The sequence below is a fragment of the Pannonibacter sp. XCT-53 genome (assembly GCF_009915765.1).
Lineage (GTDB): Bacteria > Pseudomonadota > Alphaproteobacteria > Rhizobiales > Stappiaceae > Pannonibacter > Pannonibacter tanglangensis.
The window spans coordinates 1,409,466-1,427,793 of sequence record NZ_JAABLQ010000001.1; the positions used below are offsets into that span (position 1 = coordinate 1,409,466).

Below are 18,328 nucleotides of genomic sequence, written 5' to 3' on the forward strand. Positions count from 1 at the left end.
CCTGAACAGGCAAGGGCAGGACAGGCCGTTTCAGGACTGACTGCTTGCGGGCTGACTGTTCCGGGGTTGGGCGATCTCAGGACAGGGCGAGCGCGGTCGGGTCGGCGGCCTTGAGCGAGACAGATTCGCCGCAGCCGCAGGAGGAGACCTCGTTCGGGTTGCGGAACACGAAGCCGGCGCGGAACTTCGTCACCTCGAAGTCCATTTCCGACCCGATCAGGAACAGCACCGCCGACGGGTCGATGAAGACCCGGGCGCCGTCCGCCTCGATCACGTCGTCGCGCGGGTCGGCCGCATCCACCATGGTCATGGTGTATTCCATGCCGGCGCAGCCGCCCTTCTTGACGCCCACCCTGAGCCCGAGCCGCGGAGCGTCGCCGCCCTCCATCAGCTCGCGCACGCGGCCGGCGGCAGCCGGGGTGACCTTCATGATCTGGAACTTGCGGGCCGATGCCATGGTCCGTTTCCCTTCAGGCGCGGCAGAGGCGCCGCTGTCATGCGTCCTTGGCCAGTATATGGGCACGCGGCCCGGCTGGCAAAAGGGTCTCCTGCCAAGGCGTTGCGATGCTGACGCTGCACGCCCTGAAAATGCCCGGTCGCCGCAGCGGACCGACCAGTTCCCGGCGAATGACGCGCGCCGGGCATTGGTGTCAGTACCAGTTGAGGGCCACGCGGGCCTCTTCCGACATGCGATCCGGCGTCCAGGGCGGGTCGAAGACCATGCGGACCTCGACGTCGCCGACACCGGGCACCGAGGCAATGGCATTCTCCACCCAGCCCGGCATCTCGCCGGCCACCGGGCACCCGGGCGCGGTCAGGGTCATGTCGACCTTGACCGACCGGTCATCCTCGATGTCGACCTTGTAGACGAGGCCAAGCTCGTAGATGTCGCAAGGGATCTCCGGATCGTAGACCGTCTTCAGCGCGGCCACGATGTTGTCGGTCAGCGCGGCCAGTTCCGCTTCGGGAATGGCTGCGACCGGAGCCGCGGCGCTGCCCTCGCCGGCAGGGCTGTCGCCCTGCAAGGCCGTGCTGCCGGGTGCGGCGTCGGTGCCAAGACGGGCTGCGGAGGTGTCGTCCATGGGGAGCTCCTCAGGCAAAGAACTTCTGCGCCTTCAACAGCGCATCCACGAGGACGTCGACTTCCTCGTGCGTGTTGTAGAGGCCGAAGCTGGCCCGGCAGGTGGAGGTGACGCCATAGCGGGCCAGCAGCGGCTGGGCGCAATGGGTCCCGGCCCGCACGGCCACCCCGGACCGGTCGATGATCGTTGCCACATCATGGGCATGGGCGCCCTGCATTTCAAAGGCAATGATCGCGCCCTTGTCGGGCGCCTTGCCGAAGATGCGCAGGGAGTTGATGGACGACAGGCGCTCGGTCGCATAGGCAAGCAGCGAGGCCTCGTGGCGGGCAATCCGGTCGCGGCCGATCCGGTCCATGTAGTCCAGCGCAGCCGCAAGGCCGATGGCCTGCACGATCGGCGGGGTTCCGGCCTCGAAGCGATGCGGCGGGTTGGCATAGCTGATCGCGTCCTCGGTGACGTCGACGATCATCTCGCCGCCGCCGCAGAACGGGCGCATGGACTTCAGCGCCTCCATCTTGCCGTAGAGCACGCCGATGCCGGTCGGGCCGTAGACCTTGTGGCCGGTGAAGACATAGAAGTCGCAGTCGATGTCGCGCACGTCGACCGGCATGTGCACGGCAGCCTGGCTGCCATCGACCAGCACCTTGATGCCGCGCTCATGGGCGATCCGGCAGATCTCCTTCACCGGCACGACGGTGCCCAGCACGTTCGACATCTGGGTGATGGCAACCAGCCTGGTCCGGTCCGTCAGCGCGGCCTCGAAGGCCTCCAGGTCAAAGCCGCCATCCTCGCGCACATAGACCCACTTCAGCACAGCGCCGTTGCGCTCGCGGTGGAAATGCCAGGGCACGATGTTGGAGTGGTGCTCCATGATCGACAGGACGATCTCGTCGCCCGGCCCGAAGGTCTCGGGCCCGAGGCCGTAGGAGACCAGATTGATCGCCTCGGTGGTCGAGCGGGTGAAGATGATCTCGTCGCCGCTGCCGGCGTTGAGGAAGCGGCGGACGGTCTCGCGCGCGGCCTCATAGGCCTCCGTGGCGGCGTTGGACAGGAAATGCAGCCCGCGATGCACATTGGCATATTCGCTGGAATAGGCCTTCACCATGGCGTCGATGACGGCCTGCGGCTTCTGGGCGGAGGCGCCGTTGTCGAGATAGACCAGAGGCTTGCCGTAGACCTGCCGCGACAGGATCGGAAAGTCGCGCCGGATGGCGGCGACATCGTAGGGCTGATCGGTCTCTGGACGGGCGAACGGGGCGGTCATGTCATCTCCTTGCGGACCGGGAGGGCCTGCCCTCCCCGCGTCCCGGGCGGTCGGGGGTGGCGCGTCCGGGATGATCCCGGGCGCAGCCTTGTCGCAGAACGGCCGGCGCGTCTCAGCTGCCGGCGAGCCAGGTCCGGACGCGGGCCTCGAGCGCCTCGGTCACGCTGTCCATGCCAAATTCCTCGATGGCTTCCGACAGGAAGGCGAGGATCAGCAGGGTGCGGGCCTCGGCCTCCGGAATGCCGCGGGCGCGGAGATAGAACAAGAGGTCCTCGTCGATCTGGCCGCTGGTGGCGCCATGGGCGCACTGGACGTCATCGGCGAAGATCTCGAGTTCCGGCTTGTTGGCCATCTCGGCGTCTTCCGACAGGAGCAGCGCCTGGGTCATCATGCGGCCGTCCGTCTTCTGGGCGTGCGGACGCACGATGATCTTGCCCTGGTATACGCCCTTGGCGCGCCCGTCGATCACGGTCTTGAAGAACTCGCGGCTCTCGCAGTTCGGCACGGCGTGATCGACGACGAGCGTCTGGTCGGCCAGCTGGTCGGCACGCACCATGGTGACACCATAGAGCTTGGCGGCGGAATGCTCGCCGGCAAAGGTGACGAAGGCCTGGTTGCGGGCGAAATCGGTGCCGACGAGGAAGCCGAGCGTACGCACCTCGGCCCGGGCCCCCAGACGGATCAGGGCCGTGGACAGATGCGGCGCCGACCCGGTGTTGGCGATGAGGCGCGCGCCGACGAGGGTTGCCTCGTCCGCGACGTCATAGTCCGACACCGCATTGACCGGGGCCTGGACGCCGGCAAAGCTCTCGATCAGCGTCAGCCGGGCACCGGCGGCCAGCTCGACCCGCAGGCGCGCATAGGTGGCCCCGCCAAGCGCGAGCTGGACGACCTCCACCGGGGCCTCGACCTCGGCGCCGGCGCGCACGCGCAGGATCGCGCCGCCCTGCAGCAGGGCCGTGTTGAGGGCCAGTGCCGGATTGGCGGCCGCGATCTCGGGTGCCGCGAACAGCTCGGGCCCGGCCGTGGCGATGTCGCTCACCTCGACGCCGGCCTGAGCCAGCCCCGCCAGGTCGGACAGGTCCGCCACGAGGCGGCCATTGGCGATGACGACGCGCAGGCGCGCCAGGTCACCGAAAGTGTCGACGGCAGCCAGCGCCGCCCGCACGTCCTCAAGGCTCGCGGCCGTGGCCGGCGCCTCGTAGGACTTCGCGAAGGCGCGCAGGTCGGTGTACTTCCATTCCTCGATGCGGCGGTGCGGAAGCCCCGTCGCCTTGAAGCTCTGGAAGGCCGCCTCGCGCAGGTCGATCAGCGTCGCGCCACCGGCCTTCAGCGCCTCGAACTGGGCGTTGAGGTCCGTTTCGGCCTGTGTCGCAACGACACGCAGGGTCGCGGTCATGGTCTCTCCTCGGCCTCAGGCAGCCTTTTCGCCGACATAGTCAGCGTAACCGTTCTTTTCCAGCTCCAGCGCCAGCTCCTTGCCGCCGGTCTTGACGATCCGGCCCTTCGACAGGACATGGACGACGTCCGGCACGATGTGGTCGAGCAGGCGCTGGTAGTGGGTGATGACGATCATCGAGCGCTCCGGCGAGCGCAGCTTGTTGACGCCTTCCGAGACGATGCGCAGGGCGTCGATGTCGAGGCCCGAGTCGGTCTCGTCGAGGACGCAGAGCTTCGGCTCCAGCAGCGCCATCTGCAGGATTTCCGAGCGCTTCTTCTCGCCGCCGGAGAAGCCGACGTTGAGCGGACGCTTCAGCATGTCCATGGTGACGTTGAGGTCGGCAGCCTTGGACTTCACCAGCTTGAGGAAGTCGGGAACCGACAGCTCGGCCTCGCCACGCGCCTTGCGCTGCGCGTTGAGCGCCGTCTTCAAGAATTCCATCGTGGCAACGCCCGGGATCTCGATCGGATACTGGAAGGCCAGGAACACGCCGGCAGCGGCGCGCTCGTCGGCTTCCATGTCGAGGAGGTTCTCGCCGTTGAACAGGATCTCGCCTTCGGTGACTTCATAGTCTTCCTTGCCGGCGAGGATGTAGGACAGGGTAGACTTGCCCGAGCCGTTCGGCCCCATGATGGCGTGGATCTCGCCCGGGTTCACGGTCAGGTCGATGCCGCGCAGGATCTCGGTGCCGTCTTCGGCGATGCGGGCGTGCAGGTTCTTGATCTCAAGCATTGAGGCAGTCCTCATTTCAGTCAGCGGCGCGACAGTCCTGCGCCGTCTTCAAACAGGGTTCCGGGTGCGAGGCGGCTCAGCCGACCGAGCCTTCCAGGCTGATGGAGATCAGCTTCTGGGCCTCGACGGCGAATTCCATCGGCAGCTGCTGGATCACGTCCTTGACGAAGCCGTTGACGATCAGGGCGACCGCCTCTTCCTCGGACAGGCCACGCTGCAGGCAGTAGAACATCTGGTCGTCGGAGATCTTCGAGGTGGTGGCCTCGTGCTCGAACTGGGCCGAGGCGTTCTTGCTCTCGATATAGGGCACCGTGTGCGCGCCGCAGTCCTGACCGATCAGCAGCGAGTCGCACTGGGTGAAGTTGCGCGCGTTGGTCGCCTTGCGATGGGCCGAGACGAGACCGCGATAGGTGTTCTGCGACTTGCCGGCGGAAATGCCCTTGGAGATGATGCGGCTCGACGTGTTCTTGCCGAGATGGATCATCTTGGTGCCGCTGTCGACCTGCTGGTGACCGTTGGAGACGGCGATCGAGTAGAACTCGCCGCGCGAGTTGTCGCCGCGCAGGATGCAGGACGGGTACTTCCAGGTGATGGCCGAGCCGGTTTCCACCTGGGTCCAGGAGATCTTGGAATTGCGGCCACGGCAGTCGCCGCGCTTGGTGACGAAGTTGTAGATGCCGCCCTTGCCGTCCTTGTCGCCGGGGAACCAGTTCTGGACGGTGGAATACTTGATCTCGGCGTCATCCAGCGCGATCAGCTCGACCACGGCGGCATGCAGCTGGTTCTCGTCGCGCTGCGGCGCGGTGCAGCCTTCGAGATAGGACACGTAGGAGCCCTTCTCGGCGATGATCAGCGTGCGCTCGAACTGGCCGGTGTTCTTCTCGTTGATGCGGAAATAGGTCGACAGTTCCATCGGGCAGCGGACACCCTCCGGGATGTAGACGAAGGAGCCGTCCGAGAACACGGCCGAGTTCAGCGTGGCGTAGTAGTTGTCCGTGACCGGAACCACCGAGCCGAGATACTTGCGGACCAGGTCCGGGTACTCGCGGATGGCCTCGGAGATGGAACAGAAGATGACGCCAGCCTTCTTCAGCTCGTCCTTGAAGGTCGTGACGACGGAGACGCTGTCGAACACCGCATCGACGGCGACGCGGTTCTTCGGCTCGACGCCGGCAAGGATCTCCTGCTCGCGCAGCGGGATGCCGAGCTTCTCGTAGGTCTTGAGCAGTTCCGGATCGACCTCGTCGAGGCTCTTCGGACCTTCGACGGACTTCGGCGCCGCCCAGTAATAGAGGTCCTGCAGGTCGACCGGCGGATAGTCGACGCGGGCCCAGGTCGGCTCGGTCATGGTGTGGAAGCGGCGCAGCGCCTCGAGGCGCCACTCGGTCATCCACTCCGGCTCGTTCTTCTTGGCCGACAGGAAGCGGACGGTCTCTTCCGACAGACCCTTGCCGCCCTTGTCGGACTCGATGTCGGTGACGAAGCCGTACTTATACTGGTCGACGTCGATCGCCTTCACCCGGTCGATCGTTTCCTGCACAGCGGGCATTGTCTTCTCTCCATGGCACCGGTTTCAAGGACCGGTTCGTCTGGTTTCGGCCGCGCCGGGCGGCCCTGCACTCATGCCGGTCCCGCAAGACCGGCGCTTCTTCCCGTCCGCCCCTGGCGGACCACAGTTCCAGCCGGCGACGGCTCCTCGGGCGCCGCCGCAGCTGCGGCCTAGGCCGCGCGATGCACCGAAGCCGGATTGAGCCGGCCGGCCACCTCTCTCCAGAGATCCAGAAACCGGGCCACATCGGCCTCGGTCGAGGTCCAGCCGAGACTGAGCCGGAGCGCGCAGCGCGCCAGATCCTCCTCGACGCCCATGGCCGACAGCACGTGCGACACGCCCACCTTGCCCGACGAGCAGGCCGAACCGGAGGACAGGGACACGCCCTTGAGATCGCAGGCAATCAGCGCCAGCTCGGCCGGAACGCCCGGCACGGCGAAACAGACCGTGTTGGCGAGCCGCTCAACGTCCGCGCCAAAGATGATGCTGTCGCTACATATATGACGCAGGCCGTGTTCGAGAAGCGCACGCAGGCCGGCGAGCCTTGAAATTTCCGCGGAGCTGTCGGCCAGCGCGCGCGCAGCTGCGCCAAATCCGGCAATCCCGGCCACGTTCTCGGTGCCCGCCCGGCGGTGATGTTCCTGGCCACCGCCGACGAGCAGCGCCGAAGGGGCCACGGCCGAGGAGGACAGAACCAGCGCGCCCACACCCTGCGGCCCGCCCATCTTGTGCGCCGAGAGGCTGATGGCGCTGGCGTGCCAGTCCTTCGGGGTCAGCGCCAGACGTCCGGCTGCCTGCACCGCGTCCACATGGAACAGCCCCCCGACGGCCGCCACCCGCGCACCGATCTCGGCCAGGGGCTGGATCACCCCGGTCTCGTTGTTGGCCGCCATGACGCTGACCAGCGGCGTGCCGCCCTCGGCCAGCAGCCGGTCGAGATGGTCCAGGTCGACGCGCCCGTCCCGGTCGACCTCAAGGGTCCGGATCTGGCGCGGCGGGAATCGGCCGCCGGAGCGCACGCTCGGATGCTCGACGGCCGACATGATCAGGCGGTCGGGATAGACCGGACCGCTGGCGTCGTGCCAGGCCGGCGACAATGCCAGCGCATTGGCCTCCGTCGCCCCGCCGGTGAAGATGACGGACCGGGCCTTGACGCCGCAGAGGGCCGCGAGCGCTTCGCGGGCGCCCTCGACGATGCCGCGGGCGCGGCGGCCGTCCCCATGCACCGACGACGGGTTGCCCGCCACGTCCAGCGCCTCGATCATGGCGGCGCGCGCCTGCGGCCGCAGCGGGGCGGTCGCATTGTGATCCAGGTAAAGGCGCTCAGCAGCGAGTGTCATGGCCGTCAGTCAGCGGTCCTGCGATGAAACGACGAGGCTCGGGCACCCGTTGCGCGATCAAATGACATCCGGACCAACGGAAAACTTGAAATTCGCCGTCGTGATGATGATAAGTGCGCCGAGCGCTCGAACACGACCCCTTGGGCGGCAGGCCCACGGTCCCGTGTTTGAACCATTCTAAAGAAGGTTCTAGAAACTCGGAACCCCAAAGTCAAGTTTTGACCTCAGGGATTTCACGTATCTTGACCGCCCTGTCCCGGGTCTGGCTCCGGGATGCAACAAAGGACATCGCGCTTCATGCCCGAGGTGATCTTCAACGGCCCGGCCGGACGACTGGAAGGCCGTTTCCATCCCGCCAAGCGGCGGAATGCGCCGATCGCTCTGGTGCTGCACCTGCATCCGCAGTTCGGCGGCACCATGAACAACCAGATCGTCTACCAGCTCTATTACATGTTCGCGCAGCGCGGCTTTGCGGTCCTGCGCTTCAATTTCCGCGGCGTCGGCCGCTCGCAGGGATCCTTCGACCACGGCCAGGGCGAGCTGTCGGACGCCGCTGCCGCGCTGGACTGGGTGCAGACGGTTCACCCCGATGCGCGCGCGTGCTGGATCGCCGGCTTCTCCTTCGGCGCCTGGATCGGCATGCAGCTGCTGATGCGCCGGCCGGAGGTGGAGGGCTTCATCTCGGTTGCTCCGCCGGCCAACCTGCATGACTTCTCGTTCCTCGCCCCCTGCCCGTCCTCGGGCCTGATCGTCCATGGCGACAACGACAAGGTCGTGCCGCAGAAGGACGTCCAGAACCTGGTCGACAAGCTGAAGACGCAGAAGGGCATCATCATCGATCACGAGACGATCCCCGGCGCGAACCACTTCTTCGAGAACAGCATCGACGACCTGATGCTGCGCTGCGGGTCCTATCTCGACAAGCGCCTCGGCCTCGACACGCCGCCGCCGCTGATCCCGGCCCTTCCGGCCAGCGAAGACTGATCGGTCCGTCGACCTGGAAACGCCAAAGGCCCGCTCACGCGGGCCTTCTGCTTTTTGATGGGTCAGACCTGTCCCCCGCATCGCTCGCAGCCGACGGTCCAACAAAAAACCCGCCTAATAGGCGGGTTCAGACTGCTGACAAACTTCGGAGTTTCGTCAGTTTGCCGTCATTCCGGACAAGGTGAGCGTTCAGCGAACCGCAGATCCGGAATCCAGCATGTCTGTGCTAGCGCAAGCGAGCCCAAAACCAAGTCAACTCGATACGACTTGCGACCGACAGGTGTGTCGCGCTTCGCGCGGCTGATATCTGGATCCCGGCTCGGCGCTTCGCTGACGCTCAGCTGGGCCGGGATGACTGTGAGCAGGTTTGTCAGCAGTCTGAACCCGCCATGCCGGCGGGTTTTTTTTCATCCAGCGTCTGATCCTGAATGCTGCCGACCGGCGTCGACCGCTTACTGGCCCGGGGTCCAGGGCTGGTAGTCGCCGGTGACTTCCGGACGCTGGTTGTCGGCCAGGATCGAGCCCTTGGGGCGATAGGCCGCCGGCGTTCCGGTCAGATTGGCGTGATGCGGCTTCTGCCAGGACTTGGCGTGATAGTTCTCCTCGGTCGGAGCCACATCGACGCGGTGGTGCATCCAGCCGTGCCAGCCCGGAGGAATGGTCGAGGCCTCGGCGAGACCGTTGTAGATGACCCAGCGCTTCTTGCCACCGCGCTCGCGGTAGTACTTGTTGCCGAACTCGTCCTCGCCGACGAACTCACCCTTGCGCCAGGTGAAGAAGCGGGTGCCCATGGTCTGGCCGTTCCACCAGGTGAAAAGCTCGAGCAGAAGCTGCTTCATCGTTCCTGCGCTCCTTGGGCCGCACAGCCGTGCGGCGCTGTCTTGCGGCCTGGCCTGGCCGGGGTCATCTGCCGGATGCCGGCCCCGGCCCGTCGCCGCCAGGCAATCGGGAGGGCCGGCGGCGCCGGCCCGATTTGCGCGGAATATGACGGGTGTTTCTGTCCCTGTCCAGACGCATGGCGCGGTTCTGCAAGGATGCCGCATCGCGCGGCGCTGGACGGATGGAGGGTCCGGATCCGTATCCGGGGGCTGCTCCTATCCCTTGGCCTGCCGCAGGGCCGCATAGGCTTGCGCCTTGGCCGCCTTGAGCCGCCGGGTCGCGGGCGCCTCCGGCGACGCGGAGCCCCGGTGGGCCGGCTCGAGGGTCGCAGGATCGGCGGCCGGAAGGGCAGCCGGCAGCGGGGGCGCACCTGTTGTCTTGCCCGGGACCGCACCGGCTGCCGGGCCTGGCGCGGGCGCCTGGGACGGCAGCGCAGCCGCAGCTGCGGCCTTGCGCGACGCCCCTGGCCGCGTGGCCGCCCGCACCGGCGCCGAATCAGGCGCGGCGCCCGGCTCGGTGCTGAACACCTGCTCGACCGTTTCCAGCGCCTCCTGATAGCGGCGGGTCGCCCGCTCGTGATAGGCGCGGGCGTTGTCGAGCGTCTGCATCTTGCCAGCCTGGGCGTCGAGCAGCCCGGCAACACCGTCGATGGTGTAGAAGCCGTTCTTGTCGGGTGCGAACTGGCGGTCATCGCTCAGGAGCCAGCGGACACGGGCATAGAGCATCGACGGCGACACCGGCTTGACCAGCAGATGATGCGCCCCCGCCCGCAGCGCCTTGTCGACCAGCGCGCGGGTGCCATGGGCGGTGATGAAGAGAAGCGGCACGAAGCAGAGCGGGGCCATGTTCCGGTGCCGGATGAGGCGCAGGAGCTGGTAACCGCTGGTGGGTTCCATCTTCCAGTCGGCGAGGATGAGATTGGGCGGCTCGGTGAGCATGGCCTCCAGCGAGGCGTCGACGGTGTCGAAGACGCGCACACGCTCCACCTTGAAGCTGAGCAGGATCGACCGGAGGATGGTCTGCATCTGCCGCGAATCCTCGACGATGACGACGTCGAGCGCTTCCAGCGGCAGGCCATAGGCTGCGTGGTGATGTTTCATGACTGGTCCCGGGCCCCCAACATGGTCCGACAGGATCTGTGTCGCACGGGCCGGCTTAAACCCGGTTCAATGGCCGGGCCGGTGTTTTCGTCAAATTGTCTGCAAAGGCCCTCAAGCTCAGGACGAGCGGCAAAAGCGGCGCAAAAGCCCCTGATCCGGCTGAAAAACCGCCGCCGGTTTCCGCCTTTCCCGGCTTGTCCACCACACTCCCCGATTTCCACAGCCACCACAATATTTAGATCACCACCCACAAGGCAGACACAACGGATAGCTGCCCGCCGCTTGACGCTAACAAACGATTCACACTAATGTCGCAAACATAGCGGTATGCGTAACCGGGGCCGGATTTCCTTCCAGGCTTCCTCCAGTGACACCGATCCCCTGCGTTGACGGCCGATCGCCCAAGGATCGGCCGCGCCGGCTTGTGCCGGCCCCGTCATTGCCTCGGATTGGCTGGACACACACCGCCTGCGCACCATATCTGGTCGCAAAGATCTGGAATTCTACAACATGATGGGTTCCGCGCCTGGCGACGGAACCTCGTGAACAGGGCGGCGGCAGTTCACCGTCCGACGGCATGTGTCGTCGGGCACGGATCCTGTCTGCCTGAACGGACGCCTGCGGGCGTCGCGATTGGCGTGGCGAAGGGGGCATGGGAATGCGGATTGAGCGGCGTTACACCAGGGACGGACAGTCGCCCTACGCTGACATCGAGTTCACGACGACCACGAGCGAGATCCGCAATCCGGATGGCTCGGTCGTCTTCCGCCTCGAGAACATCCAGGTGCCGGCCCAGTTTTCCCAGGTGGCGGCCGACATCCTTGCTCAGAAGTACTTCCGCAAGGCCGGCGTGCCCGCCCGCCTGAAGGCGGTCGAGGAAAACACCGTTCCCTCCTGGCTCTGGCGCCAGGAAGCCGACGTGGCCGCGCTCGACGCGCTGCCGGACGGCGAGCGCTATGGCTCGGAAACCGACGCGCGCCAGGTCTTTGACCGGCTTGCCGGCACCTGGACCTACTGGGGCTGGAAGGGCGGCTATTTCGACAGCGAAGCCGATGCCCGCGCCTTCTACGACGAACTGCGCTTCATGCTGGCGACCCAGAAGGTGGCGCCGAACAGCCCGCAGTGGTTCAACACCGGCCTGCACTGGGCCTATGGCATCGACGGCCCCGGCCAGGGCCACTATTACGTCGACTTCCAGACCGGCGAGCTGACCCGCTCGACCTCGGCCTATGAACACCCGCAGCCGCATGCCTGCTTCATCCAGTCGGTCGAGGACGATCTCGTCAACGAGAACGGCATCATGGACCTGTGGGTGCGCGAGGCGCGCCTGTTCAAGTATGGCTCCGGCACCGGCTCCAACTTCTCGCGCCTGCGCGGCGAAGGCGAGAAGCTGTCCGGCGGCGGCCGCTCCTCCGGCCTGATGAGCTTCCTCAAGATTGGTGACCGGGCGGCCGGCGCCATCAAGTCCGGCGGCACCACCCGCCGCGCGGCCAAGATGGTCGTGGTCGATGTCGACCACCCGGACATCGAGGACTACATCTCCTGGAAGGTGAAGGAAGAGCAGAAGGTGGCCGCGCTCGTCACCGGCTCCAAGATCTGCCAGAAGCACCTGACCGCGATCATGAAGGCCTGCGTCAACTGCGAGGCCGACAATGGCGACTGCTTCGACCCGGCCAAGAACCCGGCGCTGAAGCGCGAGATCCGCGCCGCCAAGAAGATGATGGTGCCGGAAAACTACATCCGCCGCGTCATCCAGTTCGCCCGTCAGGGCTACACCTCCATCGAGTTCCCGGTCTACAACACCGACTGGGACTCGGAGGCCTACCTGACCGTGGCCGGCCAGAACTCCAACAACTCCGTGCGCGTCACCGACGGCTTCCTGAAGGCCGTGGTCGAGGACGGCACCTGGGACCTGACCGCCCGCAAGGACGGCAAGGTGCTGAAGACCCTGTCGGCGCGCGAGCTGTGGGAGCAGATCGGCTATGCCGCCTGGGCCTCGGCCGATCCCGGCATCCAGTACCACACCACCATCAACGACTGGCACACCTGCCCGGCCTCGGGCGAGATCCGCGCGTCCAACCCCTGCTCGGAATACATGTTCCTCGACGACACGGCCTGCAACCTGGCGTCGCTGAACCTGCTGCAGTTCCGCCGGCCGGACCGCTCCTTCGACGTCGCCAACTACGAGCATGCCGTCCGCCTGTGGACCATCGTGCTGGAAGTCTCGGTGCTGATGGCGCAGTTCCCGTCCAAGGAAATTGCCGAACTCTCCTACCGCTACCGCACGCTCGGCCTTGGCTATGCCAACATCGGCGGCCTCCTGATGACCGCCGGCATTCCCTATGACAGCGCCGAAGGCCGTGCGCTTTGCGGCGCGCTGACCGCGATCATGACCGGCGTGTGCTATGCCACCTCGGCCGAGATGGCGGGCGAGCTGGGCGCCTTCCCGGGCTATGCCGACAACGCCGCCCACATGCTGCGCGTCATGCGCAACCACCGCCGCGCCGCCTATGGCGAGGCGACCGGCTACGAGCTTCTCTCCACCAACCCGGTGCCGCTCGACCATGCCTCCTGCCCCGACCAGACCCTGATCGAGCGCGCCAAGCTCGCCTGGGACCGGGCGCTGGAGCTCGGCGAGAAGCACGGCTACCGCAACGCCCAGACGACCGTGATTGCCCCCACCGGCACCATCGGCCTCGTCATGGACTGCGACACCACCGGCATCGAACCGGACTTCGCCCTGGTGAAGTTCAAGAAGCTGGCCGGCGGCGGCTACTTCAAGATCATCAACCGCGCCGTGCCGGAAGCGCTCGAGGTGCTGGGCTACCGCGCCAGCGAGATCGCCGAGATCGAGGCCTATGCGGTCGGTCACGGCTCGCTCGACCAGGCACCCGGCCTCCACCCGGCCGCGCTGAAGGCCAAGGGCTTCACCGACGAGAGCCTTGCCAAGCTCAAGGGCGCGCTGAAGTCGGCCTTCGACATCAAGTTCGTCTTCAACCGCTGGACGCTCGGCGATGCGCAGCTGGCCGCGCTCGGCGTCACGGCCGAGCAGATGAATGACCCCGCCTTCGAGCTGCTGCCCTTCCTGGGCTTCAGCAAGGCGGAGATCGAGGCGGCCAACACCCATGTCTGCGGTGCCATGACGCTGGAAGGCGCGCCCTACCTGAAGAAGGAGCACTATCCGGTCTTCGACTGCGCCAACCCCTGCGGCAAGATCGGCAAGCGCTACCTATCGGTGGAAAGCCACATCCGCATGATGGCGGCGGCCCAGCCCTTCATCTCGGGGGCGATCTCCAAGACCATCAACATGCCGAACGACGCCAGCGTCGAGGACTGCAAGGAAGCCTACATGCTGTCCTGGCGCCTGGCGCTGAAGGCCAACGCGCTTTACCGCGACGGCTCCAAGCTGAGCCAGCCGCTGAACGCGCAGCTGATTGCCGACGAGGACGAGGACGCGGACGAGGCCGCCGAGGCCATCGCCGCCAAGCCTGCGGCCGCCAAGGCCGAGGTCATCGCCGAGCGCATCGTCGAGCGGATCATCGAGCGCACCATCCGCTCGCGCGAGAAGATGCCGGACCGCCGCAAGGGCTACACCCAGAAGGCGCGCGTCGGCGGGCACAAGGTCTATCTCACCACCGGCGAATATGCCGACGGGCGGCTTGGCGAGATCTTCATCGACATGCACAAGGAAGGCGCCGCCTTCCGCTCGCTGATGAACAACTTCGCCATCGCCATCTCGCTCGGCCTGCAGTACGGCGTGCCGCTGGAGGAATATGTCGACGCCTTCACCTTCACCCGCTTCGAGCCGGCGGGCATGGTGCAGGGCAACGAGGCGATCAAGAACGCGACCTCGATCCTCGACTACATCTTCCGCGAGCTGGCCGTGTCCTACCTCGGCCGTCATGACCTCGCCCATGTGCCGCCGGAGGCCTTCGGCAACACCGGCATCAGCAACGCCGGCCTCAGCGACGACCGCCCGCACGAGCCCGCCGTGGTCTCCCACGGCCTGGTGCGCGGCCAGACCGAACGCTTCCGCCTGGTCCAGGCCGGCGGCGAGCCGGCCGGGTCCCTCGCAGGATCGCTGTCGGTCGCCCCGGCGAAGGCAGCCACCCAGCCGGTGGCCCAGACCTCGGCGGTTGCCACCGCCTTTGCCCGCTCGGGCAACACGGAAGTGGCGCTGAAGCTGGAAACCGCCGCAGCGGCCGCGGCCCCTGCCCTGTCGTCGGCCGCCGAGCGCATCGCCCAGGCCCGGATGAAGGGCTATGAAGGCGAAAGCTGCTCGGAATGCGGCAACTTCACCATGGTCCGCAACGGCACCTGCCTGAAGTGCGACACCTGCGGCTCGACGAGCGGGTGCAGCTGAGGGATTGAGGTGATCCTGAGCCGCCCCGGCTGAAACGGTCAGCGGGCGGCTTTGGGGAGATCTGAAAACGAAAAAATCCGCCTGTCAGGGATGATGGGCGGGTTTTTTTGTTTGGGAATAGGCTTATGTCCGCTCGGTGCGTTTCGGACACAAAAACGATGTTTTGTGTCCCACACATATCGCCTTCACAAGCGTCGGCACTACCTGTAACGATAGAGCCGTTGATGGAGGTAACTGCACTGAGTCTAACTGCACAAAATGCTAAGCAACGCGAACGAGACCTCCGTTTGGAGCTCTCGGGAATTGGTGTTGAGTGGAAGTCGCTCAAGCGAGTTCTCCCTGACTGGGTTGATTCCGCTTTCCAGAGCCGCTCCGGTGTTGTTGAGTTGAAGACGTTCCTTTCACGAAATGCAGGCCTTCAACTCAGCTCAGAAGGACTTCTGACAACAAAACAACTTCCAGCGGCATGCTTCAAAACGAATTCGGCCACTTCTGTCGAACAGGTAACTGCTGCACGCAACATAGCAACGGCCTGCGCGCGTCTAATAGCGATGGCGACTAAGACGCCCTACAAGCACCTCCCTGATGTGGCAGATACGTTCCGCGAAAAACTATTGCGGAACTCAAACAAGCGTTGGATCGACCTCCCGATGCTTCTTAATGCGTGCTGGGAGCACGGAGTTCCAGTTCTTTACCTACCTTCTTTGCCAGTCCAAGGCAGAAAGATGGAGGGCATGGTCACGTTCGTCAGGGAACGTCCTGCGATCATTCTAACAAAGAAGGTCCCTCATCCCGATTGGCTGCTATTCGTATTGGCGCATGAAATCGGTCATTTGGCGAAAGGCCATCTACCTGAAGACGAGGGACAAGCTATCGTCGACGATACGGTAGAAATCAAATCTGGTGAAGAGCGAGATCAGCAAGAAGAAGAAGCAAACATGTTTGCTACGCATCTGCTGGCGCCAGGTGGAAAAGAGGTTACTATCCGCAAGAGACTACCCGTAGCAGCCAAGTTTGCAGACGAGGCTAAGAAGTATGGACAGGAAAATGGGATTGCTCCGGGATACGTAATCCTTAACGCTGTTCACAATTCACTGATCAATGGTAAGAAACCTTTCGCTCTCGGCCAAGCAGCACTGAAACTCATTCCAACAGATAATGATAAGTGCGCTGCCGATTTATGTAAGGATGCACTTAGGGAAAATATCGATCAGTACGTACTACGTGACGACAGCGTCGATTTTCTTGAGAAGCTCGACTTGCTGTAGGGCGCACATCATTGTGATTGGGCTTTTTGACCGCGACATATTTCTTAAGCTTTGCTGCTGCAATCTGTGGTTCGAGGCAGTCAATGCTTTGGAGTTAACACAGCCATATCGACTTGCAGCCACCAGTAGTGCGAAGTCCAATCATAAACTGATAGCTCGGATGCTTGGTGGGGCAGCACCTGAGGACGTAATACAGCGGACACAAGAAATCGTAGATATAGTACCCATCATACCTGATGATGTCGATAAAATTTACGGTACAGCCGCCTACCAAGAACTGTCCGGCATTGATGGCATCGATACCGGCGAACATATTCTTGCTGCAATTTTTATTAATAGCCCTGCCGGCCGAATGCTTCTCTCTGGAGACAAAAGATTTATTCAAGCCTTTCGCGAGTATCTTCCAGATCGATGGGATGAATTGAGTAGTTCGATCATTTCATTTGAAACCTGCATACTGGCAATCGAAGAACGCTACGGCTTCGAATTCGTTCTTCAGCGCGTACTGCCTGTAAAACACTGTGACGGCAGCTTGAGAATTGCGATAGGTGACCAGCCGAAAGTGGAGCACTTCAGGAAAGCCATGACCTCTTACAATCCTTGCGGGATTATTAAAAAGAGAAGTTAATTGATATCGGCAAGAATCAAATACACATCGACACTTGGAGGATTTTGGAAAATAAACACCGTGAGCGAATCGGTGGAAATGCAAATGGTTGCAGATAATTGGTAGCAAAGGCGGCGGTGATAGCGGCTCTCCGGATCAAATCCCGTCTCGCCTGTAGCAAAAGCAATCACATAAGTAGACTAGGGCAAGTCCGGTTGGCACTAGCTCCATCAAAACGCCGAGCCGTCCCGGCCCTGTGCCTAGCCCTGTCAGGGACCCGCACCCGCCAATCTCATCACTCCGGTGCAGGCAGGAGCCTCGACATCGAGGCGGGTGGTGTGTGGCGGGGATCTGAATTTCAGCAATAGAGTCCGGTGGGTACCGGGCTTCTGCGGGCGCAGGAGCGACGATGGGGGATGGGCTTTGCGCCTTGCCAGCCGTGTTGGGGTTGGTGGCGATCAGGGCTGAGGGCACGGGCTTCGGGTTCGCTGCGCACGCCGCCAGCACCCTGGCTCTCCGGTCCCGGCTCGGGGGCCGGGATGACGTGTGGAGGGGCTTCAGAAACAAAGCCTCGATCCCGGTCTCTTGACGTTTTTTCGGTCCCGGCTCGCGGGCCGGGATTTCAGGGGGCGGGCGTGAGGACAGGGAACTGGCCCCAGCCCTTGCTTGCGATCCGGCGCCGCGCGGGGGGCATCCAGCTTCCAACCCTGAAAGTTTCAAGGTCCAATCCCCGCAAGGGCGGCGAGGTCGGGCAGTGTGGGGGCATGAAGCAGCAAGACCCGGACGGTCCGGCTGACGACAGGAGACCCCAGATGCGTGACGCGACAGACATTCACCCGATGCCGGAGACCCGGCCGGCACGGGAGACGGCCGAAGGCCAGAGCCTTGAGCGGGTGATCCAGGACAGGGCAGCGGCCGATCCGGCGTTCCGGGCCGCACTTCTGGCCGATCCGCTGGCGGCGATTGCCGGGGCGTTCCGGCTGGCGCCGATGCCGGGGCTGAAGCTGCGGGTGATCGAGGAGCAGCCGGGCGAGGTGGTGCTGGTGCTGCCGCGGGCGGCGGCGCTGGAGGCCGATGAACTCTCCGAGGCCGAGCTCGCGAAGGCCTCCGGCGGCTTTTCCGGCGTCAACGGCCAGATCGTCGATTCCGTCACGCAGACCAACGTGAAGCTGCCCGGCGGGCCCAACGCCATGGGCGCGGTGTTCCTGCGCCCCGGCTTCCGCCTGTTTCCGTTCTGACCCCTGACCCGAGGACCTTGCCATGACCGAACAGACCTCCTGGGACCGCGCCGACGTCGAGGATGTCATCCGCACGCAGGCGGAGACGGACGCCGCCTTCCGCGCCAAGCTGATCGCCGACCCGCGCGGCGCCATTGCCGAGCTGTTCCGCGCCGAGCCGAAGGCCGGGCTGAACTTCTCCGTCATCGAGGAACAGCCGGGCGAGGTGGTGCTGGTGCTGCCGCCGGCAAGGGACGAGCTGTCGCTGGCCGAACTGGATCAGGCCTCGGGCGGGGCAACCCATACGATCACCATCAACAACCGGTCGGGACAGGGCAGCCACTTCGCATTTCTGCCGAACCCGCGCTACTGGATCATGCCCGGTGGTGGCCTGATTGGCATGCCGCCGTTCTCCTGGTGGGGCTGAGCCTCACGCCGGTCCGGCCCGACGCGCCGCCGCCCCCTGCGGCGGCGACAGGGCCTCAGGAATCGGCTAGGGTGC

The 18,328-nt window shown here is 64.7% G+C and carries 15 protein-coding genes; 6 read left to right on the forward strand and 9 right to left on the reverse strand.

Annotated features, from left to right (window positions below; translation table 11 throughout):
- Positions 1–76: 76 nt before the first annotated feature.
- From GWI72_RS06435 to GWI72_RS06465, 7 genes are all read right to left on the reverse strand, one after another.
- Positions 77–457: a HesB/IscA family protein gene (locus GWI72_RS06435; protein WP_161708162.1), complete on the reverse strand. Its 381-nt coding sequence runs from the start codon at positions 455–457 to the stop codon at positions 77–79.
- 193 nt (positions 458–650) lie between these two features.
- Positions 651–1,082: an SUF system Fe-S cluster assembly protein gene (locus tag GWI72_RS06440; protein ID WP_161673030.1), complete on the reverse strand. Its 432-nt coding sequence runs from the start codon at positions 1,080–1,082 to the stop codon at positions 651–653.
- Between the two features lie 10 nt (positions 1,083–1,092).
- Positions 1,093–2,346, reverse strand: a complete 1,254-nt coding sequence (locus GWI72_RS06445; protein ID WP_161673032.1) for a cysteine desulfurase — start codon at positions 2,344–2,346, stop codon at positions 1,093–1,095.
- 112 nt (positions 2,347–2,458) lie between these two features.
- Complete coding sequence (locus GWI72_RS06450) at positions 2,459–3,745, reverse strand: SufB/SufD family protein (protein WP_161708163.1); 1,287 nt, start codon at positions 3,743–3,745, stop codon at positions 2,459–2,461.
- A 15-nt stretch (positions 3,746–3,760) separates the two neighbouring features.
- Positions 3,761–4,519 (reverse strand): Fe-S cluster assembly ATPase SufC, encoded by a 759-nt coding sequence (gene sufC / locus GWI72_RS06455; protein WP_161673036.1) that lies wholly within the window; start codon positions 4,517–4,519, stop codon positions 3,761–3,763.
- 76 nt (positions 4,520–4,595) lie between these two features.
- Entirely contained in the window at positions 4,596–6,068 is a 1,473-nt protein-coding gene (gene sufB, locus GWI72_RS06460; RefSeq protein ID WP_161673038.1) for a Fe-S cluster assembly protein SufB, read from the reverse strand.
- Between the two features lie 170 nt (positions 6,069–6,238).
- A complete protein-coding gene (locus GWI72_RS06465) occupies positions 6,239–7,408 on the reverse strand; it encodes a cysteine desulfurase family protein (RefSeq protein WP_161673040.1) in 1,170 nt (389 codons plus the stop codon).
- A 297-nt stretch (positions 7,409–7,705) separates the two neighbouring features.
- Here GWI72_RS06465 and GWI72_RS06470 point away from each other — a divergent pair, with 297 nt between their 5' ends.
- Complete coding sequence (locus GWI72_RS06470) at positions 7,706–8,392, forward strand: alpha/beta hydrolase (protein WP_161673042.1); 687 nt, start codon at positions 7,706–7,708, stop codon at positions 8,390–8,392.
- Between the two features lie 452 nt (positions 8,393–8,844).
- Here the strand turns inward: GWI72_RS06470 and GWI72_RS06475 are convergent, their stop codons facing one another.
- Both GWI72_RS06475 and GWI72_RS06480 read right to left on the reverse strand, forming a co-directional pair.
- On the reverse strand, positions 8,845–9,231 hold the full coding sequence (locus tag GWI72_RS06475; protein WP_161673044.1) for an NADH:ubiquinone oxidoreductase subunit NDUFA12: 387 nt from the start codon (positions 9,229–9,231) through the stop codon (positions 8,845–8,847).
- Between the two features lie 255 nt (positions 9,232–9,486).
- Positions 9,487–10,371: a response regulator gene (locus tag GWI72_RS06480; protein ID WP_161708164.1), complete on the reverse strand. Its 885-nt coding sequence runs from the start codon at positions 10,369–10,371 to the stop codon at positions 9,487–9,489.
- 658 nt (positions 10,372–11,029) lie between these two features.
- On the opposite strand from GWI72_RS06480, the gene GWI72_RS06485 reads away from it, so the two are divergent.
- The 5 genes from GWI72_RS06485 (at position 11,030) to GWI72_RS06505 (ending at position 18,253) form a co-directional block, all read left to right on the forward strand.
- On the forward strand, positions 11,030–14,734 hold the full coding sequence (locus GWI72_RS06485) for a vitamin B12-dependent ribonucleotide reductase (protein ID WP_161708165.1): 3,705 nt from the start codon (positions 11,030–11,032) through the stop codon (positions 14,732–14,734).
- Between the two features lie 224 nt (positions 14,735–14,958).
- On the forward strand, positions 14,959–16,002 hold the full coding sequence (locus GWI72_RS06490) for an ImmA/IrrE family metallo-endopeptidase (RefSeq protein WP_161708166.1): 1,044 nt from the start codon (positions 14,959–14,961) through the stop codon (positions 16,000–16,002).
- Positions 16,003–16,162: 160 nt separating this feature from the next.
- Positions 16,163–16,630: a hypothetical protein gene (locus GWI72_RS06495; protein ID WP_244314213.1), complete on the forward strand. Its 468-nt coding sequence runs from the start codon at positions 16,163–16,165 to the stop codon at positions 16,628–16,630.
- A 791-nt stretch (positions 16,631–17,421) separates the two neighbouring features.
- A complete protein-coding gene (locus GWI72_RS06500; protein WP_161708168.1) occupies positions 17,422–17,847 on the forward strand; it encodes a hypothetical protein in 426 nt (141 codons plus the stop codon).
- A 22-nt stretch (positions 17,848–17,869) separates the two neighbouring features.
- Positions 17,870–18,253 (forward strand): NHLP leader peptide family natural product precursor, encoded by a 384-nt coding sequence (locus GWI72_RS06505; RefSeq protein WP_161708169.1) that lies wholly within the window; start codon positions 17,870–17,872, stop codon positions 18,251–18,253.
- Positions 18,254–18,328 lie beyond the last annotated feature (75 nt).